This window comes from Dyella sp. 01N448 (assembly GCF_056399225.1).
Window position 1 is genome coordinate 1 of sequence record NZ_JBFTQX010000020.1, and the last position, 23,902, is coordinate 23,902.

Genomic DNA, 23,902 nt, shown 5'->3' on the forward strand with positions numbered 1-23,902 from the left:
ACGGAGCGGTACACCCAGGCGTGACGGAGCGGTACACCCAGGCGTGGCTGTCGCGCACAGGGTGCGCTCCCACAGACAAGCGGCAGGCGCGGCAAAGGACGGAGCGATGCCCAAAGCCGATGCGCAGCGAGGCCCCGCTTTAAGTCCTCAGCGATTCGGGCGCGTTGCGCAGCGCTTTGAGGTACCCCCTGTGTACCCTCGGAGGTTGTCCCACAACCACGCGCCTCGAGCGCTCGGGCTTATCCCAACACCATGCTGCGGGCGTTATCAGGCCATTCTCTTTGGGTTACTTTCGACGCGAAGCTAGTCCCGAGGGATCTCTTGGGCCAGCAAGAGAAAAGTGACTCGAGCGGCGGCAGCCGTTCGAAACGCCCGCCGCGTAGGCGGCACCCTGGCCTCAAGGCGGCAACCGAAGACCGAGGCCCTGAATGACCATCCATGAGGCTGTTGAAAAGCGCCTCCGGCCTGCGCCGGGATGACGAACAAAAAGCAGGTCTCGCCGAGACAACAAGCGAGATCCAAATTTCAACCTACGCGAGCTGAAACGTAAACCGCAAACCCGCCGCCCATCAAAACGCCATGTCAAACGCCACATCCCCCTGCACACCCACCTGATACGCCGACACACGACGCTCAAAGAAGTTGGTCACTTCCTGCACATCCTGCAGATCCATGAAGTCGAACGGATTCTTCGAGCCGTACTTCTTGGGCATATCCAGCTGCACGAGGCGCTGGTCGGCGCAGTACTCCAGGTACTGGCGCATTTCCTTCGGCGAAAGACCGGCCACGCCGCCGGACAGTACGTCTTCAGCGAACTGCGTTTCGCAGGCGATGGCTTCTTCGAGCATGGCCTCGACCTGCGCACGCATCTCTTCGTCGAACAGCTCGGGCTCTTCGGAGCGCACCGTGCGTACCACGTCAAACGCAAACGCCATATGGCCAGACTCGTCGCGGAACACCCAGTTGGTGCCCGAGGCAAGGCCATGCAGCAGGCCGCGCGAACGCAGGAAGTAGACGTAGGCAAACGCGGCGTAGAAGAACAGGCCCTCAATGCACGCCGCAAAACAGATCAGGTTGAGCAGGAACTGGCGGCGATGCTCACGGGTCTCCAGACGCTGCAGGCCCTGGATGGAGTCGATCCACTTGAAGCAGAACTCGCCCTTCTGGCGGATCGACGGGATGTTCTCGATCGCGTCAAACGCCTTGTTGCGCTCGGTCGGGTCCGGAATATAGGTGTCGAGCAGGGTGAGGTAGAACTGCACATGCAGTGCTTCCTCATACAGCTGGCGCGACAGATACATGCGCGCTTCGGGCGCATTGATGTGCTGGTAAAGGTTGAGCACCAGGTTGTTCGACACGATGGTGTCGCCGGTGGCGAAGAACGCGACCAGGCGATGGATCAGGTGACGATCCGCATCGGACATCTTGGATTTGAGATCGGTCACGTCCAGCGAGAAATCCACTTCCTCCACCGTCCACGTGTTCTTGATCGCGTTGCGATACATCTCGTAGAACTCGGGGTAGCGCATCGGGCGCAAGGTGAGTTCAAAGCCTGGATCAAGAATGTTCGACATGGTGTTCCTCGGTGCGTGCTGCTCAATCCAGCTTGCGCGCGTAGCGGTCGCGCACGAAGCGGCTGATATAGGTGGACAGGCCAAGGCCTGCCTCGGCGAGCGCCTGCATGTTCTTCACATGCAGGCGCCCGGGTGTTGCGTCGGTGTATTCGTAGAGTCCGTCCTTGACGAAACGAACCCGGATGTAGCCCTTGCCAGCTTCGTAGCTGGCGACCCCGGATTTGCCGCTGAGGTTCCGGTAGGGCTTCATCGTGGCGCCTTCTTACTGACAGGCCTCGCAGTACTCCGGATTCTCCAGCGAGCAGAACACTGCCGCCGTCGCCTCTTCCTGCTCCTCGACCGGTGCGGGCTTCGCCACCGGCGCGGCCGACACCGTGGTCTTGGTGATCTTGGTGGCCGGACGCGAGCGCAGGTAGTAGGTGGTCTTGATGCCGGATTTCCATGCGTACATGTACATGGAGCTGAGCTGGCCGATGTTCGGGTTTTCCATGAACAGGTTCAGCGACTGGCTCTGGTCGATGTACGCACCGCGGGCGGCGCCCAGATCGATCAGTGCCTTCTGCGGCAGCTCCCACACCGTGCGATAAATCAGGCGCAGGCGTTCCGGAATGGCGGCGATGCCCTGGATCGAGCCTTCCGCCAGCTTGATGGCGTCGCGGATTTCGCTGGTCCACAGGCCCAGCGTCTTCAGCTCTTCCACCAGGTAGCGGTTCACCACCAGGAAGTCGCCCGAAAGCGTCTCGCGCTTGAACAGGTTGCTCACCTGCGGCTCGATGCACTCGTAGCAGCCGGCAATCGAAGCGATGGTCGCGGTCGGCGCAATGGCGATCAGCAACGAATTGCGCAAGCCCTTGGCCTTGATCGACTCGCGCAACGCATCCCAGCGTGCCACATCGTTCGGCTGCGCATTGGTCCAGTAGTCGAACTGCAGCTCGCCATTGGCCGCGCGGGTTTCCGCAAAGCCAGGATGCGCGCCGTGCTCCATCGCCAGCTCGTTCGACTGCGACAGCGCGTTGAAGTAGATCTCTTCCGCGATGCGCGTCGAAAGCGCCAGCGCTTCGGCTGAATCGAACGCCAGGCGCAGCTTGAAGAACACGTCCTGCAAGCCCATCACGCCCAGGCCCACCGGACGCCACTTGTTGTTGGCGACCTTGGCGGTGTCGATCGGGTAGAAGTTCAGGTCGATCACGCGATCGAGCTGACGCACAGCCGTACGCACCGTGCCGGCGAGCTTGTCGAAATCGAACTGACCGTCCACCACGTGGCGCGACAGGTTCACCGAGCCCAGGTTGCACACCGCCGTTTCGTCGGCATTGGTGACTTCCAGGATTTCGGTGCACAGGTTCGACAGGTGGATGACGTTTTCCGCCTTCGCCGTCTGGTTGCTGGTGGCGTTGCTGCGATCCTTGAAGGTCATCCAGCCATTGCCGGTCTGCGCCAGCGTGCGCAGCATGCGGGCGTACAGCTCGCGCGCCTTCACCGTCTTCACGGCCAGGCCGGCGGCTTCGGCTTCGCGATAAGCCTTCTCGAAGGTCTCGCCCCAGCTGTCGACGAAGTGCGGCACCACCTTGGGATCGAACAGCGACCAGTCGCCGTCGTTCTCCACGCGGCGCATGAATTCGTCGGGAATCCAGTTGGCCAGGTTGAGGTTGTGCGTACGGCGCGCGTCGTCGCCCGTGTTGTCGCGCAACTCGAGGAATTCCTCGATGTCGCCGTGCCACGGCTCCAGGTACACGCAGGCCGCGCCCTTGCGCTTGCCGCCCTGATTCACCGCGGCGACGGAGGCGTCCAGCGTCTTCAGCCACGGCACCAGGCCGTTGGAATGGCCGTTGGTGCCCTTGATCAGCGAGCCGCGCGAACGCACGCGCGAGTAGGCCAGGCCAATGCCGCCGGCGAACTTGCTGAGCTTGGCCACGTCGCCGTACTTCTCGTAGATGGATTCAAGCGAATCCAGCGGCGAGTCGAGCAGGAAGCACGAGCTGAGCTGCTCATGCGCCGTACCTGCATTGAACAGCGTCGGCGAGCTGGCGATGTATTCCAGCGAGGAGAGCAGGCGATACAACTCCAGCGTCTCGCCGATCTCGTTGCCGCCGAGCGCGCAGGCGATGCGCATGAAGAAATGCTGCGGCGTTTCGATCACCTTGCGCAGCTGCGGATGGCGCAGCAGGTAGCGGTCGTACACTGTGCGCAGGCCGAAGTATTCGAAGCGGCGCGTGGCGAGCGGGTCGATCGCGTCGTTGAGCTTGCGCGCATTGATCTGCACGAAGTCGCGCAGGCGTTCGTTGAGGATGCCCAGTTCCGCGCCGCGCGCGATGGACTGCGAGAAGCTCTGGATTTCCTGGCCGCTCACTTCCTTGTCGATGAAGGCGCCCAGCAGGCGCGCGGCGAGCTGGCCGTATTCGGGTTCTTCGGCGGTGAGCGCAGCGGCCGTGCGGATCGATAGCTGATCCAGCTCCTGCGTGGTGGCGCCGTCATACAGGCCGCCGATGGTCTTGAGCGCCACGCGCATGGGATCGACCCCATGCAGGCCTTCGCTGCTGCGGGTGACGGCGCGGACGATCTTGTTCACGTCCACCACTTCCTGGCGGCCGCTGCGCTTGGTCACGCGCATCTGGCCGGGGTTGTGCGGCGGGGTCAGCGCGAACGGCGCGTCCGTGCGCGGCGCGTCGGCCACGGCGGTGTCGGTGGAAAAAGCAGGGTCGGCACGATCGTCTGCACGTTCGCGCCCGGTGGTATCGATAGGTTGCATCGCGACTTCGCTCCAAGCTTGGTCATCAACCGCCTGCTCCCGCGCGCAGGGCTGAAAAAAGGTGACGTTTCGCGGACGGTCGAGCAGCAGGGCAGCCGCCCCGCGCATCGACGCGCTTCCCCGCGGAAGCCGTCACTACGCACCAGGGCGTTGGGCCCTGATGTGCCGGCAGGTCTTCGGACTCGTGGACGTGGGCGGTGAGGCCCGGCCTAGTTGCCCCCGCTTCCCAGCCGCCGAGGGCCAGTGCGATGGGGGCTTTCGTTTCCACTTACCGCTGCGGGGCAGTCCCGGATTTGCACCGGAGTTCCCTATTAAGCCATTCCGACCGTAGGTCTGAGAGTGGCACCGACGAGGCACAACATATCGGGCTACACCGGGTCGGTCAACCCAACAGATTGTGGATTGACCGTGGATAAGCCCGAAAACTCCAAGATGGGGGCGGAGTTAGGAATTGCTAGGAAATTTTCATAGGGGAGGTCGCTGCGGCGACTCTCGGCCAGTGCAAGTGCCGCCTCTCCCAAAAGCGTCTCAAAGGCGCGTTTCGGCCTGCGTCTCAAGGAGGGCTGCGAATTCACGGGCGAACCGGTGCACGTCGCCCGGCCAGCGGGCCGACACGTAATTGCGATCGCGTACGACGAAGGCGGGCGTGTCGTCCGTGTCGCTGTCGCGTACCAGGCCGGAGGTCTTGCGCTGATGGTCGGTGGCGTCCTGGGGTACGTCGAGGAAATCGTCGGGACTGGCCAACGCACGCGTCACTTCCTGCTGGACGGACATATAACCCGCTGGCTGGCCCGCGCCGTCGGGATAGGTGCGGTAGTAGTCCGGATCCCAGAAGCGCGTGATGCGGGTGAGCGACCACGCGGACTTTTCCAGCGCCCAGGTGAGGGCGGTGGTGCGCCGCCCATGCAGCACGGAGCGACCGTCCGCACCGCGGCTGCGCGCCGCCAGTGCGACGCCATGGCAAATCGCAGCCACCGGTTTGTCTGCGGTGAAGAAGGCAGCCGTCACGCGCTGCAGCTGCTCGCTTTCCAGATACTCGCGAACGCCGCGCGCGCAATGTCCGCCCGGCAGCAGCAAGCCGTCGAAGCGTTCGGCATCGATGGCATCCCAGGCGATCGGGGCGTTGAACGCCACATCCTTCTCAAGCGCCGCGTAATCGCGCCGCGCATCGGCATTGGCGCGCAACAGCAAGCCGAACAAGCGCAGCTTGCGCAAACCGGGCACAAAACCCCAGGGATCCAGCCCTTCCCCACTCAACATGATGGGATCGGCGCTGGCCACCCGGCCATCGGGCGTGGCGAACGTCGCGCGATGTCCCGCTTCGATGAGGACGCGCCAGGGCACCGCGACTTCGCTGGGATCGAAGTCCTGATGCGGAACGGGGATGAGTACGTGGGCCATGCGACGGGCGTCCTTCGATGTGGGCGCATCCTGGCGGATGACGTGATCGACGCATGTTGCGGGTCACCGCACATACAAGGCAAGCTCCGGGCTTGGCCGTTCGGCCCTCTATTTCACCGGGAAATCCATGGGCCATCCGCTGCTGCTCGTCCAACTGCTGGTGATCATCGTGGTGTCGCGGCTTATCGCTGCGCTCGCGAGGCGCATCGGCCAGCCGGCAGTTGTTGGCGAAATGCTGGCAGGTCTCGCGTTGGGCCCGATCGTGTTCGGCGCCATCGCACCGGAGTGGCAGCAGCAGCTGTTTCCCATCGACAGCCTCGGCAACCTGCAGAGCCTCAGCACGCTGGGCCTGGTGTTGTTCATGACGGTGGTGGGTGCGGAGTTGCGCGTGCCGGCCAGTGCGCAGGGTGGTCTGCTGCGACCGGCGGCGTGGATCGGCGGGCTGGCCATCGTGATTCCTGTCGCGCTCGCCTTGCTCGCCGCGCCATGGCTGTATGTGGACTATGCGCCGCCAGGCATCAGTCGACTGGGCTTTACCTTGTTCTTTGCCACCGCGTGTGCGATCACCGCATTGCCCGTGATGGCGCGCATCGTGAAGGAGCGCGGTATCACCGAGTCGCTGCCCGGCCGCCTCGGCATCGCGGCAGCAGCGGTGGCCGACGTGCTGGCCTGGATCATGTTGGCCTTCGTGGTGGCGCTGATCAGCGCACATGGCGACTGGGCGCCGTTCTGGCGCACCATGATCGGCCTGGCCGCCTTGCTCGTGCTGACCTGGTTCGTGCTGCGCCCGTTATGCGCAAAGCTGTTGGCGCGTCACGCGCCGGACGGCAATGCCGACGGCGCGGTGCTGGCCTTCCTGCTGGCCGGCGCCTTCGGTTGCGCAGCCATCACCGAATGGCTGAACCTGCATGCGGTATTCGGTGCGTTCCTGTTCGGCGCCTGCCTGCCGCGCGACGATCGCCTGCTGGAAAACCTGATCGATCGCGTTGAACGCGTCACCATTGCCGCGTTGTTGCCGGTGTTCTTCGTGCTGGCCGGACTGAGCACCAGTTCGAAGCTGCTGACCGGCGGAGCAGGCATCGCCTTGTTGCTCGTGCTCGCTGTTTCGGTGGCCGGCAAATTGATCGGCGGCACAGCTGGCGCACGCCTCTCCGGTCAGAACTGGCGCGACAGCCTTACCATCGGCTCGCTGATGAATGCGCGCGGCATGATGGAGCTCATCGTCATCAAGGTTGGCCTCGATGCGGGCGTGATCAACAGTGCGATGTTCACCATCCTGCTGGTGATGGCGATTGTGACGACGATGATGACGACGCCGATGGTGTCGGCGTTTCATGTCGATGCAGGCGCGCGTTCGGTGGACGAGCCCAGTTCGAGCTGACCGCGCTTAGCGGCGATGCCCAAAGGAACTCCGGCGAGTGGCGTTCCGTGTGTCGATAACTCAGTTGGGCGCTGTCTGTGAAATCAAATGTGTGCCACTTCCCAGCAGATGGATCGAGCCGTCAGGAATGGCATCGGGCGCTTCTGCGACTAGCGCAGAATCCTCAGCCCAGGCGATGTGCTCACGGGGACCCGGCACGTACACGTCCCACTCGCCATACGGCGTCTCCGAGCCGCTGCTCATTATGAAGCCCACGGGTATCCGCGCGTCCCAATAGGGCGCTTGTACCAGGTTGCCCGATGTGGGCAGTTGAAACTTCCAGTATCTCGACGCTTTGATGGCAGCGTGGGCAAGGTCTTCGCGAAATTCGGCCATCCGCGCAGCGCTTGGTACGGAGACGCCGAGATTGACTTGTTCGGCGCTCACATCGGTGACTTTGCCGTCTTGACCGACACGGACGAGGAGATAAACCGTGCCGGAGACGTTGTTGTTGCGAGAAAGCGATGGATAGACGGGCGGCACACGACGTGCCCACGTGATCGTCGCACCTTCCGCCTCGTCCTTGTCGCTGAAATCGGCGCTGGCAACGCGTAACGTCATGTGGCGATCGTCGGCGTTGGTAGCGACGATGCGCAGCGACATTCTTTCCTGAAACGGTGCCGTATGGGCCTCGCCGAGCTCGAATTTCCAGGTCGGCGCGACGCGCTTTATGAGATCCAGGACAGCAGGCGGCAGCTTTTCTGCCTTGTACAGCGCGTAGCTGCCAACCTTTCCGTCAGGAAGAACTTCGACGGTTCCACTCAACAGCATGCTGGCTTCGATGGGATCCTTCGGACTGGTCGCGTGGACCGACGACGCCAGCAGCAACATGGCCGCCACGAAGGCAGCCGAACCCCAACGAGCCATGACGCATTCCCCCTCCCGGAATATGGCCGCAGTCTAGTCATGGCGATCAGGCGCAGCAATGTGCCGCGCCGGGCGGCTTGCCGGCATTCCCGTGGCTTTCTCAAGCCACTGCAGTCAGCCGGCAGAGCTCACATGCTTGTCGTCGGAGACGTTCACCAGATCCGCACCCGCTCCTTCGGATCCAGATACAACGCATCCCCCGGCTGCACGCCAAACGCCTGATACCACCCATCGATGTTGTGCACCGGCCCATTCACGCGGAACTTGCGCGGTGAGTGTGGATCGCTGGTGACCTGGCGGCGGATGGCGTCGTCGGTGAGCTTGCCGCGCCAAGCCTGGGCCCAGCCGATGAAGACGCGCTGGTCGCCAGTAAGACCATCGAGCACGGGTGCGGGTTTGCCGTGCAGTGACGCGTGGTAGGCGTCGAGTGCGAGGGTGAGGCCGCCGAGGTCGGCGATGTTCTCGCCCATGGTGAGGTTGCCGTTGATATGCACGCCGGGCAGCGGTTCGAACGCGTCGTACTGCGCGCCGAGTTTCTTGGCGCGTTCGTCGAAGGCCTTGGCGTCGGCGGGTGTCCACCAGTCGCGCAGCGCGCCGCTGGCGTCGATCTTGCGGCCCTGGTCGTCGAAACCATGGGTGAGTTCGTGGCCGATCACGCCGCCAATGGCGCCGTAGTTGATGGCCGGGTCGGCGTTGGGATCGAAGATCGGCGGTTGCAGGATCGCCGCGGGAAATACGATGTCGCGCAGCGAGCCGTTGTACGCGTCATTGGTCTGCGGCGTCATGCTCCAGTCACTGCGGTCGACCGGCTTGTCCAGGCGATCGACATTGAACGACCAGTCGGCTTGCGCCGCGCGCAATACGTTGCCGGCAAGATCATCGCTGCGCATGGTGACTTTCGAATAGTCGCGCGGATGATCGGGGTAGCCCACCTTGATGGTGTAAGTGTCGAGCTTCTTCAGGGCTTCCTTGCGTGTTGCCGGGCCCATCCAGTCGAGGTGTTCGATGCGCACGCGATAGGCGGCCTTGAGGTTGGCCACCAGCGCTTCGATCTTGGCTTTCGAGGAGGCGGGGAAATACTTGTCGGTATACAGCTGGCCCACGGCCCAGCCCAGATTGCCGAAGCAGGCGAGGCGATCGCCGGCGCCGCAGTCGCCGCCGGATACCGCATGCACGCCGCGCTTCCACAGCACTTCCATCTGCTGCTGGCCGGCGAGGGTCTTGTCGTGCATCTCGAAGTACGCCTGCTGGAAGGGCGTCGAGAGGTAGTACGCCGCGTTGTCGGCAATGCGTGCGGCCTGCCACGCCTGGATGGTGGCGACGGGCGTCTTCGCATACAGCGCCGCGAGCTGGGGAAACGCGGTCTTTTCCATCACCACGAGCTGCTTGCGCTGGTCGAGTTGGGCGGACTTGAGGAAATCATTCCACGCAAAGCCGGGCGCGAGCTTCTGCAGGTCGCTTATGCTCATCGGGTTGTACATCGCCACCGGATCGCGTTGCTCGACCTTGCTGATGCTGGCCTGCGCGATGGCGGTTTCGAAGGCCAGCACATCCTTGGCGGCAGCTTCCGGTTGTGGCCATCCGGCCAGGGTAAGCAGCTGCGTCACGTACGCCTGGTAGGCCGCTTTCTGCTTGGCAAATTCTGGCTTGAGGTAGTAGTCGCGGTCGGGCAGGCCGAGACCTGCCTGCGATACGTAGACGGCGTAGCGATTGGTGTCTTTCAGGTCGACATCGAAATAGATGTTGAACAGTGATCCTTCGAAATCCAGGCCGCTGCGACCCATCAGCGCCGCCTGCGCGTCGCGCGTGGTGGCCTGCTTGACGGCGTCCAGTTGCGGCGCGATTGGCTTGGCGCCCAGCGCATCGACGCGGGCCTGATCCATGAACGATTGATAGAACGCGCCGACCTTGCCTTCGATTGAGGCGCCGTTGGTCTTGTCCCGCGCCGCGGCCTCCATCAGCTCGTGCAGACGCTGCTCAGTGAGGTCGGTCATGGCCAGTCGCAGGCTGACGGCCGGCTTGTCGGCAGGAATCGGCGTGTGATCCAGCCAGGTGCCATTGGCGTAACGGAAGAAGTCGTTGCCGGGCTTGACCGAGGTATCGGCGCCCGCCTGGTCGAAACCCCATGCGCCGTATTGCGGCTTGCCCGTGGCCGTATCGGCCGCGTGAGCCACGCCCAGGCTCAGTGCACATGCGCACGCTGCCGCCAGAATCCTGCTGACCATACGCCACTCCCGCCCCAATGAAGGTCCCGGGATACTGGCACGACGGCGGGGTGCGGCCAGTGCTGGAAGTTGTGGTCCAGCCACGGCCAGGAGCCCGGGCAGGCCGGGCCGCTGGCCTCACTGGCGGCTGGGGATCAGTACCCGTTGCGCTGGGAGTGGATGCGGCCGCTGTCGTTATTGAGCGACCGGTTGAGGTGCTGCTGTTCCGCCGCGGTCAGGTGGCCGCCGTGCTCGGCCATGTCGCGCATTTCGCGGGCGGCGATGTTGGAATCCTGGCGCTCGTCGCGGAAGGCTTGCTGGGCGTTGATCTGGCCATCGGCAATGCCGGCGTCAATGCGATTCTGCTGGTTGGCAAGACGCTGGTTCACCTGGTTGATGCGCCCATGGCCCGGGATATAGATCGGGCTGTCTTGTGCCGAGGCGGCGGCGCTGGCAAAGGCGGCGACCAGGCCGAAGGCGATCAGGCCGTAGCGGATGTGCTTCATGGTGGATTCCTCGCAGGTTCGAAAGTTGGGCGCGTATCGCTTGGGCGACATCGCGGCCTTGTTCGGGATGGCTGATATTTGCCGGTAGAGGGAACCGTGGAGCGGTTGACGGGAGCGGCGGATCTTTCAAGCCATACGTCGTTGAGCTGGCAGGTATAGATTCGCGCCAGCACGCCTGCGGGGTTTGCCAAAAGAACGTCGGGTTTGCCAAAAAGCACGATCGGGCTTCGCGTGGCGCTGCCGGCCCGGTTTCCAAATGCAAACGGCCCGGCAGGGGCCGGGCCGTTGCACTGATCTGACGGAGGCGATCAGCCGCCGGTGCGCTGTTTGTGGATGCGGGTGCTGTCCTTGTTCAGCGACTTGTTGAGGTTCTTCTGTTCCTGCTTGGTGAGATGACCGCCGTGCTCGGCTTCGTCGCGGCTTTCGCGCTGCGCGATATTGGCATCCTGCTTTTCATCGCGGGCGGCCTGCCTGGCATTCATCTGGCCGTCGGCGACGCCGTTCTGGATGCGGTTCTGCTGGTTGTCCAGGCGCTGGTTCACCTCGTTGACGCGCGGATGACCCGGCACATCGGTGGTGCTGGTCTGTGCCATGGCGCCGGCACTGGCGAAGGCGGCGACGAGACCGAGGGCGAGCAGGCTGCAGCGTGACGACAAAACGTTCTTCATGGGCGATGTCCTCGTAGGTCCGACGGTTGGGACAGGCGTCACCGTCCAGAGCGCGAGCTCTCTGCATGGTGGATCGTGTGACCCCTGCAGTCATCCCCAGGAGGGATGACTTAGGCCGGAGAACGAGGGTTCTCCAAGGCGGTTGACGCTCAACACTCGCGCACCGCAAATCGTTCAGCAGCAAGCCGGCTTGCTTAGGCGCGGCGTAAGTTTCGCAGTCGAGTTGCGCGCCTGTTGCAGCGCGCAATCAGGAAGGACGCTCGGCCAGCGCGCGCAAGTTGAGCAGGCCCTCTTCAAAATCCTTGCCGACCATCTTGTCGAAGTTGAAGACCACGCCCATCAACTTGCTCATGAAAGGCGAACGCCCCTGCATGGCCCAGATCACGCGCGTGGCATCACCCTGCGGCTCAAGCACGAATTCGGCCGTGTTGCTGGCCTGGAAGGGCGTAAAGAATTCCAGCTTGATGCGCACGAGCGAGGACGGCGTCGATTCGCTGATCTCCATCCTGCCGCTGCCAATGTTCTTGTTGCCGTTCCAGCCGTAAGTGGCGCCCGGACCCGACGAGGGGCCTTCAAACGTGCGCTGCATGGTGGGGTCCTTCTTCTCGTACGGCGACCACGACTGCCAGCGGTGCAGCTCATTGATGAAGGGAAAGATGCGTTCCGGCGGGGCCTTGATCGATGCGGAGCGTTCGATGCGGAATTGATCGGGCCGCATCGCCGCGATGATCAGCACGACGGCGACAAGCAGCAACACAACGATGAGTGCGATGAGCATGGGGAGCTTCCTTGATGTCGATAGCGAAGGGCGGAAGTCAGGCTTCCGCCGTTTCCATGGGAACCATGTGCATATAGGGCTGTGCTTCATGCAGCACGCGTGCGAATGACGGACGCTGCATCAGCCGCAACAGGTATGCCGCCGTCAGCGGGTGCGCGTCCTCCAGCGGTATCACCAGATTGGCGTAGAACAGCGCGGGCGACGCGGCGCAGTCGGCCATGCTGAAGTGCTGGCCAGCAGCCCACGGACGGCTGCCGTTGTCACGCGCAAATTCCAGTTCGATCAGGTCCAGTGCCGTGCGCAGCTTGTCGCGCGCCTGCGTCACGCCCAGATGGTCGCGCTCGGCCTTGGGGCGCAGGCGGTCGGTGATCACCTTCTGCATCGGCTCGCTCACGTACTGGTCGAAGAAGCGATCGCGGAAGCGCACTTCGCGGGCCTGATCGGCGTCATGGGGAATCAGCGCGGTGGTGCCGGGATAGTGCAGCGCGAGGTACTCGATGATGATGCTCGATTCGGGCACCAGGCAGCCGCGTGCATGGTCGTTGAGCACCGGGAACTTGCCGATCGGCCACAGCTTGTAGAACGCGTCGCGCGCGGACTCGTCCATCAGGTCCACCACGTGCGGATCAAAGGGCGTGTCGTTTTCGTACAGCGCGACCAACACCTTGTGGCAGTACGAGGCCAGCGGATGCATATAGAGCGTGAGTGACATGGTGGCGTCCCGGGTCAGTGGGCAGGCGCGGCGAGGGCAACCTTGCCGGCGCTGCCGTCGTCGATCAGCGCTTCCACCTGGATGCGCAGCACTACCTCCATGCTGAAGCCGTAGGACTTGCCGCTGTCCAGGCCGAACTCGTCGCGCTTGAAGGTGGCATAGGCGTCGGCCCCGCAAAGTTCGCGCTTGTACATCGGATGCGGCATGCACTTGAAGCTCTTGATGCTGAGCTCCAGTGGACGCGTCACGCCGTGCAGGGTCAGTGAGCCGTCGACCTTGGTCGGCGCGCCGTTGACGAAACCGGCGAGCTTGCCGCGGTAAGTAGCGGTGGGGTACTTGCTCACGTCGAACAGCTCGTTGCCGCGCGCGGCATCGTTCAACTTGTCCAGGCCGAAATCCACGCTGGCGACGTCTACCGTGATATCCACGCTGCCGTTGCCGGCGGCCTTGTCCAGCGTGACCTTGCCCGAGCTACGGTCGAACTTGCCGCGCCAGGTGGAGAGTCCGCCCATGTGATCGGCCTCGAAGCTGGGGTAGGTGTGCGCCGGATCGATCACATAGGTCGCTGCGGCGGCATGGGCCGCGCCAGCGGCGGTCAGGCATGGCAGGGCGCAGGCAAGGGCGGTGGTGGTGCGATGGGGCAGGGACATCGTCGACTCCTTCGAGGGGGCTGGCGGGCGCCGCTATGGCGCGCTCACCCTTATGACGAACGGGCAGGGCGGATTTCGACACGGCGCCTCGCGGACGGCAGGGGCTCTCGCCGGCCGGCTGCGGTAGGCTGTACGCCGCACCGTCTTCCGCCAAGGGGCCACGCCATGCGCGCGCCAACAGGTTCAGTTGTCGGGTTGTGTTCCGCGTCGGCCACGCTGTGCGCGATGGGGATGGCGTTTCTGGGTTACTGGGGCGTGCACGAGCCGGTGCCATGGCGCGTCGTCGACATCTTCGTGATCGTGTTGGCCTTTGTGGGCTTCGCCTTGCTGGCTTCGGTGCCGTGGATCATCACCACGCCGGTGGTCGACGACAGCGCCGAACGCATCCGTCCCGCGCGCCGCGCCTTCGCCTGTGGGGTGGTCGCCATCTGGCTGGCGGCGGTGCTGGCCATCGTGGGTTGAGCCAGCATCGGCGGATAAGCCTCAGGCGTCGACGGGATACGGACCGTCGCTGAAGCTGTCCGCGTGATAGCCCTTGGAACCGATCAGCCTCGCCAGCGGGCTGCGGATGTCCTCACCCGCTTCGAGACGAGCCACCACAGCAGCGAAATCATGGCGCGGCGCCCAGCCAAGTTCCTCGCGCGCCCGCTGGTTCACGTAGACCCGGTCGATGCCCTGGGCCATGTTCCAGCCGTGTCGTGCATACACGGCGTCGTAACCGGGCACGCGTCGACGCACGATCAGCGGCGCATGCGCGCGCAAGGTGGCCAGATCCTCCGGCAGGAACGGCGTGGTGGCGCTGATGATGTAGCGGCGAAAGCCGAGCGCTGGCGCGCGGCGCGCGGCCAGCAGATGCGCGCTCACCACGTCTTCGATGTCGACGCGGCGGTAGAGGAATTCGTTGGCCTTGAGGTTGCCGTCGGTATAGCGGGCGCGCACCGAGCGGTCGTCGTCTTCTTCGGGAAAGAAGCGCGACGTGCGCAGCACCATGGTCGACAGCCCCTGGTTGCGCGAAAACAGCTGGCACAGGTCTTCGGCCGCCGCCTTGGTGACGCCGTAGATGTTCTTGGGCACGGCGGGCGTGTCTTCGGTCACCCATACCGCCGGCTCGCTGGCCGGCGGCGCCAGCGCGTCGCCGAACACACTGGTGGTGCTGGTGTAGACGAACGATTCCACGCCGGTGGCCACTGCCTCCTCCAGCAGGTTGAGCGTGCCGGTGAGGTTCACGTCGATGAAATCCTGCCGAGTGTGCGTGGCGACATGCGGCTTGTGCAGCGTGGCGGGATGGAACACCGTGGCGCAGCCCGCGATGCAGCGACGCACAAAGGCACGGTCGCAGATCGAACCCAGCCGCTGGGTGTAGGGCCCCTCGACCACATCCAGCCCGATCACTTCGTGGCCGAGCTCAAGCAGGGTGCGCGCCAACGCCTCACCCAGGTGCCCCGAACTGCCTGTGACAAGCATGCGCATAGTGGGCCGCTACCGCGATCGAGCTGAGATGGGAGTTGATCCTAGCATCGGTTTTCACGGCATGAACATCACGTCCAACGCTCAAACTTCCGCTTTAAACGTACGGCCCAGCGGTTTGCCCGGTCCCACGTAATGGCGGAACAGATAGAACAGCGGACGGTAGCGCCGTGGATCCACGTGCTGGGTCCCGGCCACCGTCACATCCTCATGCGCGTGCACATGCAGCGCTTCCAGCTCGATGATCGCGTAGCCGCCGGCGCCATCGCGCCAGGCATCCAGGGGGCGCTCGACCGCAAGCATCACGCGCGCTTCCATTTGCAGCGGGCAGTCCACGATGCGTGGCGGTTTCACCGAAAGGGAAGCCTCGGCGTGCCACCCGCCCAGCGCCATCTTGTCTGCCTCGTGACGATAACCGTTGGCCTGTTTCCACCCGGGCACAGGATCGCGGCCGGTGGTGGGGGCGATGCGCTCCACGCCGCGGTGCATGTCTTCGCTGGCAAAGTTCAGCACGCATTCGCGCTCGCGCCGCAAGTTGGCCAAGCCCTGTCCGCCGCCGGCGAGACCGATCACGATGCGGTCGGCCAGCGCCCAGGCGGACGACATCGGCGTGATATTGGTCGAGCCGTCCTCGTTGCAGGTGGTGATCAGCACGACCGGCGTGCCGAAATAGAGAATGGACGGGTGGATGACTCGGGTATGTGGGTAGCGATGCATGTCCATGAGTTCAGTGTCGTTGCCTATGCCGCTGAACGTTTCGCCGCGCGTCGAAGTGTTCAGCGAAACGGGCGCGCTAGACTGCGCGCATGAACGATGCGATCGCTCCAAGCCGCTACCAGCTGGCCGAGATCGGCGCCCTGCTCGCCGAACCGGCACGCGCCGCCATGTTGCTGGCCTTGATCGACGGGACGGCACGTCCGGCAGGCGAGCTGGCGCGCGCGGCCGGTGTGGGTGCGGCGACGGGAAGCGCGCATCTCAAGCGCCTGCTCGAGGGCGGCCTGCTGGCGGTGCAGGAGCAGGGGCGTCATCGCTATTACCGGCTCGCCGACGATGACGTAGCCGCGCTGATCGAAACGCTGGCCGCGCCGCGCGCGCGACCCGTGTTGCCTGATCCGACCGGCGGCGATCGCCCCTTGCGCATGGCACGCACCTGCTATCGGCATCTTGCGGGACGATTGGGCGTGGGCTTGTGCGATGCCCTGCTGCAGCAGGGTTACCTGCTAGCCGCGAGCGAAGGCATGCGCTTGCAGGACGACGGTGCGCAAGCGCTGGTGCAAGCCGGCCTCGACGCCGCACGCGTGCAAGCCTTGTTGCCACTGTCCGGACGCAGCTGTCTGGACTGGACCGAACGCCGCCTGCACCTGGGCGGCCCACTCGGTGTTTCGCTCACCGACGCCTTGCTGGACGCAGGCTGGTTGCGTCGCCGTGCCGGTAGCCGCGCGTTGCAACCCAGCGATGACGGATTACGCCGCTTGATCGGGCTCGGCGTGCCATGGGAGAGTCGCCGATGAAGGCGCTTCGTTTCGTTGTAGGAGCGCACTTGTGCGCGACCGCAGCGCTGAGGTGCACCGCTCCGTTGGCGGGTCGCGCACAAGTGCGCTCCTACATGGGTAGGTGATCGCTGCGCCCCCTCAGGCAACGCAGCGCCACACCAGCATCAGGCCTGCTTTTTCTTGAAGATCTTGGCGAACAAACCACCGATCGCCGCAATGCCGATCACCACGAACTTCTTCAACGCCAGCAACATGAGGCCGAGCTTCGCGAACAAGCCAGCCTTGGCGGCAATACCGCCCGCCACCAACGCCGCAATGCCATACGCCGCAACCTTGTCCGTGCTCGAGTTGTAATCGGCATAACGTTCGCCGGGATTGAACTCGGCCATCGCCACTACGTCGGGCATGTCGGCACGCACCTGGGCGAGCTGGTCGATCGGTGCAATCGCATTGAGCGAGAGATAGCCCTTGCGGCCGAGCACGCGGATCGCGTAGTTCAGCGACTGTCCGTCGGCGCTGCCGTCGGCCTTCTTGAACTTCAGGTCGCGCGCCCAGTACAGCTTGTGGCTGGCTTCGTCGTAATGCGGCGGTTCGGCCCAGCCGACCAGTTCCACCGCCGGATAGCCTTCCTTGAGGCGCTCTGGATTGCTGTCCTGGGCGGCCTTCTTCAGATCCTTGAGCATGTCGTCATAGTCGATCTTCTCGGCGTCCTTGTCGGACACATAGCCTTCGTCGATAAAGGTGACTACCACCGCCCAGGTTTTCTCATCGAGTACGGCATGCGCATCGCTGCTGGGGATGATCATGCCCAGCACGCTGTTGTCCGGCGGGTTGCCCCAGGCCTGCGTCAGCACGCGCTGCGCATCGGCGGCAGAAAGAAAACTGTAGCCATTGGCCAGCTTGAGCGTGGCCTGTGCGCCCGGTATGGACACCTCACCGGTGGTCGGATGCAGCGAACTGACAAACGCCTCGGCGGACGTCTGATGCCCGCCATCTTCGGGCATGGCCGCGACCGGCGCGGCGAGAACAAAAGCGGCCAGCAAAGCCACTGCCGGCATAAACGTCTTGCGAAGCATGGATTTTCCCCTGGTATCGTCCGTTGATACGCATCCCTCGGGATGCGGTTGCCGCTCCCCCCGGAGCAGCAACCGGCCGATCTTATCGTTTCGCAAGGCTTTGCGCCTTCGGAACAATCCGCTTTAGGGCGACTTCGGAGCAGGCGAGCGCTCGAAGCTGCCGGCATCGCCAGGGAATACCACCGGGCTTTCATAGCCATCGGCCGAGACCGACGAGACGCCGAAGAACCAGTCGTCGATCACCACGTCCTTGATCACCGCCTGGTCGCTGTCGCCGACCACGCGGCTGTACTGCCACTGCGGCGCCGTGGTGTCGCGCCAATGCACGATGTAGCCCGCAGCGCCCGGCACTTTCTTCCAGTGCACGGTGGTGTCGCTGGCCAGCGCGCCCTCGATGCTCACGCCGGAGGGCGGGGCAGGGGCGCGGCTCAGCGCGGCCATGGTCACCGTGTTTAGCGCGGTGACACGGGCGAGATAGCGGAAGTCGACGCCATCGATGGTGTCGCCGTACTTGATGCCCTTCTCGCTGCGCAGATCCTGGTGCTGGCGCGTGTAATCCTCATGACCTTCGGTCACGCGCACACCGGGATAACCGGCCTCCAGGAATGGCACCTGGTCGCCGCCGCGGCTGTAGCGGTCGGTGCGATACACCATGTGCACGCGCAGATCTGGCAGATAGGTGGTTGCCATCTGCTCCATGTAGCGCGCCACGTTGCGCGAGGGCGAATCCACTTCGCCGCCGTGATAGGCGCGGTACTTCGCCTGTTCCGGGGTTTCGTTGGTCTTGGTGCCTTCGGAGAAGATGCGCACCGTGGTGTTGTCGAGCACGCCGTTCAAACCGTGGCTGTTGCCGACGATGTCGTTGTTGAGGTCGGCCTGCACGTTCCAGCCCTGCGCAACGGCGTAGTCGGCCAGCACCTTGCCACCGTAGAGGCCCTGCTCCTCGCCGGAGAGCGCCGCGAATACCAGGGTGGCGTCGTTGTCTTCCTTGGACAGCAACCGCGCCGCTTCCATCAAGGCGGCGACGCCTGAGGCATCGTCGTTCGCGCCGGGGGCATCGGACTTGGCGTTCATCACGTCGGTGACGCGCGAATCGAGATGGCCCGTCATCACGATCACGCGCTTGGGATCGCTTTTGCCGCGCTTGATCGCGACCACATCCATCACTTCGGTGGATTGCGGAATGCGCTTGCCGGTGAACATCTGCGACGGCGTCACCACCTCGATGCAACCGCCGCAGGCCTTGGAGATGTCCTCGAACTGCGACTTCACCCAGCGCCGCGCAGCGCCGATGCCGCGCTTGTCCGACTTGGTGTCCGACAACGTGTGGCGCGTGCCGAAGCTCACCAGCTTGGCAATCGTGGCATGCAGTTCCGCTTCGCTCGGTGCGGTGGACAAGGCTTGCAGCGATGCATGCTGGCTCGGCTGCGCCGGCGCGTCGTCGGCATAGGCGGTAGAGATGGCAAGGCACAGCGCGAAGGGCAGTAGGGTCGGGGCAAGGCGCATCAGGGTCTCCCGGTGATCAGCCCCCGACTTTACATCGCAGATGTGGCCGCGCAGAACCATGCCATTTGGCCCTCCCCGGAGCTCGCCGCATCGTATTGCCGGGCCTTCGCAGGGACTTACGGTTTGACCAGCGTGATCTCGAACAGCTTGGGCCAGCGCTTGCCGGTGACGAACAAGCGATCGTGCTGCTCGTCGTAAGCGATGCCATTGAGCACATCGTTGCCCGGGTCAGGCAGGCGGCTCACATCAAGCAAGCCGCTGAGGTCGATCCAGCCGGTGACATGGCCGGTGGCCGGGTCGATGCGTGCGATGCGGTTGGTCATCCACACGTTGGCGTAGATCTCCCCCCTCACCCATTCCAGCTCATTGAGATTGGTCACCGGCTCGCCGTTGTCGGTGACCATGATGCTGCCGGTGGCGGTGAGCGTATCCGGATCGAGCACGCGCAGCACCGGCGAGCCATCGCTCATATACAGATGCCTGCTGTCGCGCGTGAGCGCCCAGCCTTCGCCGGGATAGCGGAAGGTGCGCTGCTGCCTGAAGCTGGCCAGGTCGTAGACAAAACCAAGCTCGCTCTTCCAGGTGAGCTGGATCAGCTCGTGATTCCAGTCGACGATGCCCTCGCCGAAATACGCATCCGGCACATCATGGCGCTGCAGCACCTTGCCGGTTTCCAGTTCCACTTTGCGCACGGTCGACTCGCCCGCTTCGCCGGTGCTCTCGTACAGATAGCCGTCCTTGTAGAACAAGCCTTCCGTATACGCCGAGGTGTCATGCGGATAGACATGCACCACGCGATAACCGTACACCGGCGTGGCGGCATGAGTGGACGCAGAGCTGACAAGGGCGATCAGGGCGAGCGCGTAGCTGAGCCGGCGTATCATGAAAACGACATCCTTTGCGAAGGGCAGCCTCGCGCGTGGCGGGCAGCGGGTAACCTCAGTGCAGCGAGCGTACCCGGAAGTTCCGCCCCTTGATCTTGCCCGCGCGCAGCCGCTCCAGCGCCTTGTTCGCAAGATCCCGACGGATCGCCACATAGGCACGCGTGGCGAACACGTCGATCTTGCCAATGTCCTTGGCGTCGAGCCCGGCATCGCCGGTCAGTGCGCCGAGGATATCGCCGGGTCGCAGTTTGTCCTGGCGGCCGGCATCGATCACCACCGTCTTCATCGGCGCGAGGTTGAGCTGCTTGCCGCGCGAGGGCGCCACCCGCAGCGGATGCCACGGCAGCGGCTGGCCCAGCTGTTGTTCGATATTGGTTGCCTTGGGGCGTTCGCGCGGCGTCACCAGGGTGATGGCGAGGCCATTCTCACCGGCGCGACCCGTGCGGCCCACGCGATGCGTGTGCGTGTCCGGGTCGTGTGCAATGTCGAAGCTCACCACCAGGGGTAGGGCCACGATATCGAGACCGCGCGCCGCCACGTCAGTGGCCACCAGCACGGCGCAGCTGCGGTTGGCGAACTGCACCAGCACTTCATCACGATCGCGCTGCTCCATGTCGCCGTGCAGTGCGAGCGCCGAGAAACCGCGCTTGTCCAGTTCCTCGGCGACCCCGTCCACGTCCTTGCGCATATTGCAGAACACCAGCGCGTGCTGCGCCTGTTCGTCCCGCAGCGTGCCCTTGGCCAGCAATTGCGCGAGCGCATCGAGTTTCTGCGCCGGCTCCACTTCGTGGAAACGCTGCTCGATGGTGGTCTCCTCGTGCGGCGTCTCCACCGTCACTTCCACCGGATCGCGCTGCAGGCGCTTGCTCACCTGGCGGATTTCCTCGGCATAGGTAGCCGAGAACAGCAGCGTCTGGTGATGCTTGGAGATGCGCCCCACGATGTCGTCGATCGCTTCGGAAAAGCCCATGTCGAGCATGCGATCGGCCTCGTCCAGCACCAGCACCTTGATGCCGCCGCCGTGCAGGCTCGAGCGCTTGAGATGTTCCTGGATACGCCCTGGCGTGCCCACCACGATATGCGGGTCATGCGTCAGCGAGGCGAGCTGCGGGCCCAGCGGCATGCCGCCGCACAGCGTCAGCAACTTCACGTTGGGAATATTGGCCGCCAGTTTGCGGATGGCCTTGCTCACCTGGTCAGCCAGCTCGCGCGTGGGGCAAAGCACCAGCGCCTGCAGCCGGATCGTCTCCACGTCGATCTGCTGCAGCAGGCCCAGCCCGAACGCAGCGGTCTTGCCGCTGCCGGTACGCGCCTGCGCGATCACGTCGCGACCTTCCAGGATCGGCGGCAGACTCTGTGCCTGCACTGGCGTCATCTCGGTGAAACCGAGGGTTTCCACGCTGGCGAGCAGCGCGGGCTTTAAGGGGAGCGTGCGGAAATCAGTCATGCGGGTATTGTCGCATGCCGGTTGGCTGGGCCTTAAAAGGGGTCAGGGGCGAGTAGTGAGGGCGCCAAGACCGCCTGCCCACGCTCGCCCCTCGTCCCTAAATACTCAGCTCTGCATATCTTCCAGCTCGATGCCCTTGGTCTCGCGCACGGCCTTCAGCACGAAGACCAGAGAAATCAGGGCGAATGCGGCGTACAGGCCGTAGGCAAAGGCGAGGCCCATTTCGGCCAGCGACGGGAAGGTACTGGTGATGGCGAAGTTGGCCAGCCACTGGGCGGCGGCGGCCACGGCCAGTGCAATGGCGCGGATCCGGTTGGGGAACATCTCGCCCAGCAGCACCCACACCATCGGGCCCCAGCTGAGGCCGAAGAACACCACGTAAGCGTTGGCGGCAACCAGGGCCACCATGTTCCACGGCGCCGGCAGGCTGAGCGTGGCGCCGCTGCCGGTGGCCTGCGAGAAGCACCACGCCATCGCACCGAGGGTGACGGCCATGCCGGCCGAACCGATCACCAGCAAGGGCTTGCGACCGATGCGATCGACCAGCGCGATGGCGACGAGGGTCACCAGCACGTTCACCACCGAGGTGGCCACCGTGATGGAGAACGAATCGGCTTCGCTGAAGCCCACCGAATGCCACAGGGTGGACGAGTAATAGAAGATGACATTGATGCCCACGAACTGCTGGAACACCGACAGCAGGATGCCAATCCACACCACCGGCAGCAGGCCCAGGCGCGGTCCGCGCAAGTCCTTCAGGGTGGGGCGGTATTCCGAGTGCAGGCTCTGCTGGATGTCCTTCACCTTGGCATCGAGGGCAGCCTCGTTGTGCATGCCCAGCACCTGGCGCAGCACGTCCTTGGCTTCCGCCAGGCGACCCTTGGCCACCAGGTGGCGCGGCGATTCGGGCACGCCGAGCACCAGCGAGCCGTAGATCAATGCAGGCACCACGGCGACCAGGAACATCCAGCGCCACGCGTCCAGGTTGAACCAGAGCTTGTGCGAGGCACCGCCCGCCGTACCGGCCAGCCATGCATCGCTCAGCAGCGCGGCAAAGATGCCAAGCACGATGGCCAGCTGCTGCAACGAACCGAGCCGGCCGCGCACGGCGGCAGGCGAGATTTCCGCGATATAGGTCGGCGCGATCACCGAGGCCACACCGACGCCGATGCCGCCCACCAGGCGCCAGAACACCAACAGGCCAACGCCGTTCACCAAACCTGCGCCCAAGGCGCTCAGAGCCAGCAACACGGCCGCCACCTGCATCGCGCGTACTCGGCCGACGCGGTCTGCGAGCGGGCCGGCGTACCACGCACCAGCAGCAGAACCTAGCAGCGCGCATGACACGGCGAAACCGATGTGGGCTGCATCCAGCCCGAAATTGCCGCGCACGGCGTCGACCGCGCCGTTGATCACGGCGGTATCGAAGCCGAACAGGAAGCCGCCAAGTGCAGCGGCCGCAGCGATCAAGACAACGCGCGCGGTGGCGTGTTGACCAAGGTCACCGACGGAGTTCGTCGACGTCGGTGTGGAATTCAGATTCATTGCCTCTCCCCAATCCAGAGTCCGGCGATTCTGCGCTGGCAGTGCCGGTTTATTGAAGTGAATACGTATGCATCAGAGTGGGCGGGATGTCGAGCTTTGGGGATGTGGAGGGGATGTTGCGGGTGCGTTGGGAGAAGGGTGGGGTTGTTTGTGGGGTGGTGATGGCTGGTGGCGAGGGTGGTGAGTTTTGTGTTGCTTTGCAGCATGATTTTTGCGGCGCGCGTGCGCATGACGCTCGGCGGGAGTTTGAGCCGCTGTGTTGGCTAACTCGTCATCCCGGCGCAGGCCGGGATCCAGAGCCTCGGTGTTTACTTGTCGCGATACGGCGACCTGGCCCGCCTGCTGCGGGCTTCCGTCCTCCTGCCGGAGGCCGGGTTACTTTTCTTTGCTTGCCCAAAGAAAAGTAACCAAAAGAAAGGGCCCCCCGGATGACGCGCCTTCCGGGCCGTTGGCCCTCCAGGTGCGCGGTCGGGTTACGGGGTTTTTCGACAGGACATCCCTGTCCTGTCGAAAAACTGGCCGCATCCATGCGGCCACCCTGCGGGCTTTCCTCCACCCGCCCGCCGCGTCATACGGGGACCCCGGGGGCAGGAGCCACATCAAGAGCCACATCAAGAGCCACATCAAGAGCCACATCAAGAGCCGAACGCCCACCGTGCCGGTCGGCAGTTTGTCTGTTGTAGGAGCGCACTTGTGCGCGACCGGCCGGAGCGGTGCATCCACGCGCTGCGGTCGCGCACAAGTGCGCTCCTACAGGAGGGTTCGCATGTTTTGGGGGCGGACCACACACCGCGGGCCGCTATTTGTTGGAGCGCACCCTGTGCGCGACCAACCTAGGGAGCGGTACACCCCGGCGCCGCGGTCGCGCACAAGTGCGCTCCTACAAGGGGAGCGCGCACGTCGTGGACGGCGGATCAACGCTGCCGACGGGCTATTTGTGGGAGCGCACCCTGTG

General features: G+C 64.3%; 21 protein-coding genes and 1 riboswitch. Of the genes, 3 read left to right on the forward strand and 18 right to left on the reverse strand.

Translation table 11 applies throughout. From position 1 onward, the window contains the following. Positions 1–569: 569 nt before the first annotated feature. The 4 genes from AC1DKY_RS19705 to AC1DKY_RS19720 form a co-directional block, all read right to left on the reverse strand. Entirely contained in the window at positions 570–1,574 is a 1,005-nt protein-coding gene (locus AC1DKY_RS19705; protein WP_046972461.1) for a ribonucleotide-diphosphate reductase subunit beta, read from the reverse strand. 22 nt (positions 1,575–1,596) lie between these two features. Further along, a complete protein-coding gene (locus AC1DKY_RS19710) occupies positions 1,597–1,824 on the reverse strand; it encodes a hypothetical protein (protein ID WP_441605357.1) in 228 nt (75 codons plus the stop codon). Positions 1,825–1,836: 12 nt separating this feature from the next. Then, on the reverse strand, positions 1,837–4,323 hold the full coding sequence (locus AC1DKY_RS19715; RefSeq protein ID WP_441605358.1) for a ribonucleoside-diphosphate reductase subunit alpha: 2,487 nt from the start codon (positions 4,321–4,323) through the stop codon (positions 1,837–1,839). Positions 4,324–4,473: 150 nt separating this feature from the next. Beyond that, positions 4,474–4,688: riboswitch (cobalamin riboswitch) on the reverse strand. Between the two features lie 163 nt (positions 4,689–4,851). Further along, positions 4,852–5,724, reverse strand: a complete 873-nt coding sequence (locus AC1DKY_RS19720; RefSeq protein ID WP_441605359.1) for a type 1 glutamine amidotransferase domain-containing protein — start codon at positions 5,722–5,724, stop codon at positions 4,852–4,854. Between the two features lie 127 nt (positions 5,725–5,851). Here AC1DKY_RS19720 and AC1DKY_RS19725 point away from each other — a divergent pair, with 127 nt between their 5' ends. Further along, a complete protein-coding gene (locus AC1DKY_RS19725) occupies positions 5,852–7,105 on the forward strand; it encodes a cation:proton antiporter (RefSeq protein ID WP_441605360.1) in 1,254 nt (417 codons plus the stop codon). A 60-nt stretch (positions 7,106–7,165) separates the two neighbouring features. Here the strand turns inward: AC1DKY_RS19725 and AC1DKY_RS19730 are convergent, their stop codons facing one another. The 7 genes from AC1DKY_RS19730 to AC1DKY_RS19760 form a co-directional block, all read right to left on the reverse strand. Then, positions 7,166–8,011, reverse strand: coding sequence for an energy transducer TonB (locus AC1DKY_RS19730; RefSeq protein WP_441605361.1), 846 nt, complete (start codon positions 8,009–8,011; stop codon positions 7,166–7,168). Between the two features lie 152 nt (positions 8,012–8,163). Then, entirely contained in the window at positions 8,164–10,236 is a 2,073-nt protein-coding gene (locus tag AC1DKY_RS19735; protein ID WP_441605362.1) for a M13 family metallopeptidase, read from the reverse strand. A gap of 134 nt (positions 10,237–10,370) precedes the next feature. Continuing rightward, positions 10,371–10,721: a hypothetical protein gene (locus tag AC1DKY_RS19740; protein WP_441605363.1), complete on the reverse strand. Its 351-nt coding sequence runs from the start codon at positions 10,719–10,721 to the stop codon at positions 10,371–10,373. 308 nt (positions 10,722–11,029) lie between these two features. Then, positions 11,030–11,389: a hypothetical protein gene (locus tag AC1DKY_RS19745; protein ID WP_441605364.1), complete on the reverse strand. Its 360-nt coding sequence runs from the start codon at positions 11,387–11,389 to the stop codon at positions 11,030–11,032. Between the two features lie 247 nt (positions 11,390–11,636). After that, a complete protein-coding gene (locus AC1DKY_RS19750) occupies positions 11,637–12,167 on the reverse strand; it encodes an SRPBCC family protein (RefSeq protein WP_441605365.1) in 531 nt (176 codons plus the stop codon). A gap of 37 nt (positions 12,168–12,204) precedes the next feature. Then, positions 12,205–12,879 (reverse strand): glutathione S-transferase family protein, encoded by a 675-nt coding sequence (locus AC1DKY_RS19755; RefSeq protein ID WP_441605366.1) that lies wholly within the window; start codon positions 12,877–12,879, stop codon positions 12,205–12,207. A gap of 14 nt (positions 12,880–12,893) precedes the next feature. Next, complete coding sequence (locus AC1DKY_RS19760) at positions 12,894–13,529, reverse strand: YceI family protein (RefSeq protein ID WP_441605367.1); 636 nt, start codon at positions 13,527–13,529, stop codon at positions 12,894–12,896. 225 nt (positions 13,530–13,754) lie between these two features. On the opposite strand from AC1DKY_RS19760, the gene AC1DKY_RS19765 reads away from it, so the two are divergent. Then, on the forward strand, positions 13,755–13,991 hold the full coding sequence (locus tag AC1DKY_RS19765) for a hypothetical protein (protein ID WP_477180034.1): 237 nt from the start codon (positions 13,755–13,757) through the stop codon (positions 13,989–13,991). A gap of 21 nt (positions 13,992–14,012) precedes the next feature. Here the strand turns inward: AC1DKY_RS19765 and AC1DKY_RS19770 are convergent, their stop codons facing one another. Together AC1DKY_RS19770 and AC1DKY_RS19775 are read right to left on the reverse strand one after the other, a co-directional pair. Further along, positions 14,013–14,999: an NAD-dependent epimerase/dehydratase family protein gene (locus AC1DKY_RS19770; RefSeq protein ID WP_441605369.1), complete on the reverse strand. Its 987-nt coding sequence runs from the start codon at positions 14,997–14,999 to the stop codon at positions 14,013–14,015. A gap of 81 nt (positions 15,000–15,080) precedes the next feature. Next, the gene (locus AC1DKY_RS19775) at positions 15,081–15,713 is read right to left on the reverse strand and encodes a flavin reductase family protein (protein WP_441605370.1); all 633 of its coding nucleotides are present in this window, start codon (positions 15,711–15,713) and stop codon (positions 15,081–15,083) included. An 89-nt stretch (positions 15,714–15,802) separates the two neighbouring features. On the opposite strand from AC1DKY_RS19775, the gene AC1DKY_RS19780 reads away from it, so the two are divergent. Beyond that, positions 15,803–16,507 carry an ArsR/SmtB family transcription factor gene (locus tag AC1DKY_RS19780; protein WP_441605371.1) on the forward strand — a complete coding sequence of 235 codons (705 nt, stop codon included), beginning with the start codon at positions 15,803–15,805 and terminating at the stop codon, positions 16,505–16,507. Positions 16,508–16,653: 146 nt separating this feature from the next. Here AC1DKY_RS19780 and AC1DKY_RS19785 read toward each other — a convergent pair whose 3' ends face one another. The 5 genes from AC1DKY_RS19785 to AC1DKY_RS19805 all read right to left on the reverse strand — a co-directional run bounded on the left by AC1DKY_RS19785 (position 16,654) and on the right by AC1DKY_RS19805 (position 22,947). Continuing rightward, on the reverse strand, positions 16,654–17,565 hold the full coding sequence (locus tag AC1DKY_RS19785) for a DUF2167 domain-containing protein (protein ID WP_441605372.1): 912 nt from the start codon (positions 17,563–17,565) through the stop codon (positions 16,654–16,656). 123 nt (positions 17,566–17,688) lie between these two features. Continuing rightward, on the reverse strand, positions 17,689–19,071 hold the full coding sequence (locus AC1DKY_RS19790) for a M28 family metallopeptidase (RefSeq protein WP_441605373.1): 1,383 nt from the start codon (positions 19,069–19,071) through the stop codon (positions 17,689–17,691). A gap of 116 nt (positions 19,072–19,187) precedes the next feature. Further along, complete coding sequence (locus AC1DKY_RS19795; protein WP_441605374.1) at positions 19,188–19,955, reverse strand: glutaminyl-peptide cyclotransferase; 768 nt, start codon at positions 19,953–19,955, stop codon at positions 19,188–19,190. A gap of 55 nt (positions 19,956–20,010) precedes the next feature. Continuing rightward, complete coding sequence (gene dbpA / locus AC1DKY_RS19800; RefSeq protein ID WP_441605375.1) at positions 20,011–21,402, reverse strand: ATP-dependent RNA helicase DbpA; 1,392 nt, start codon at positions 21,400–21,402, stop codon at positions 20,011–20,013. Between the two features lie 105 nt (positions 21,403–21,507). Next, complete coding sequence (locus AC1DKY_RS19805) at positions 21,508–22,947, reverse strand: sugar porter family MFS transporter (protein WP_441605376.1); 1,440 nt, start codon at positions 22,945–22,947, stop codon at positions 21,508–21,510. Positions 22,948–23,902 lie beyond the last annotated feature (955 nt).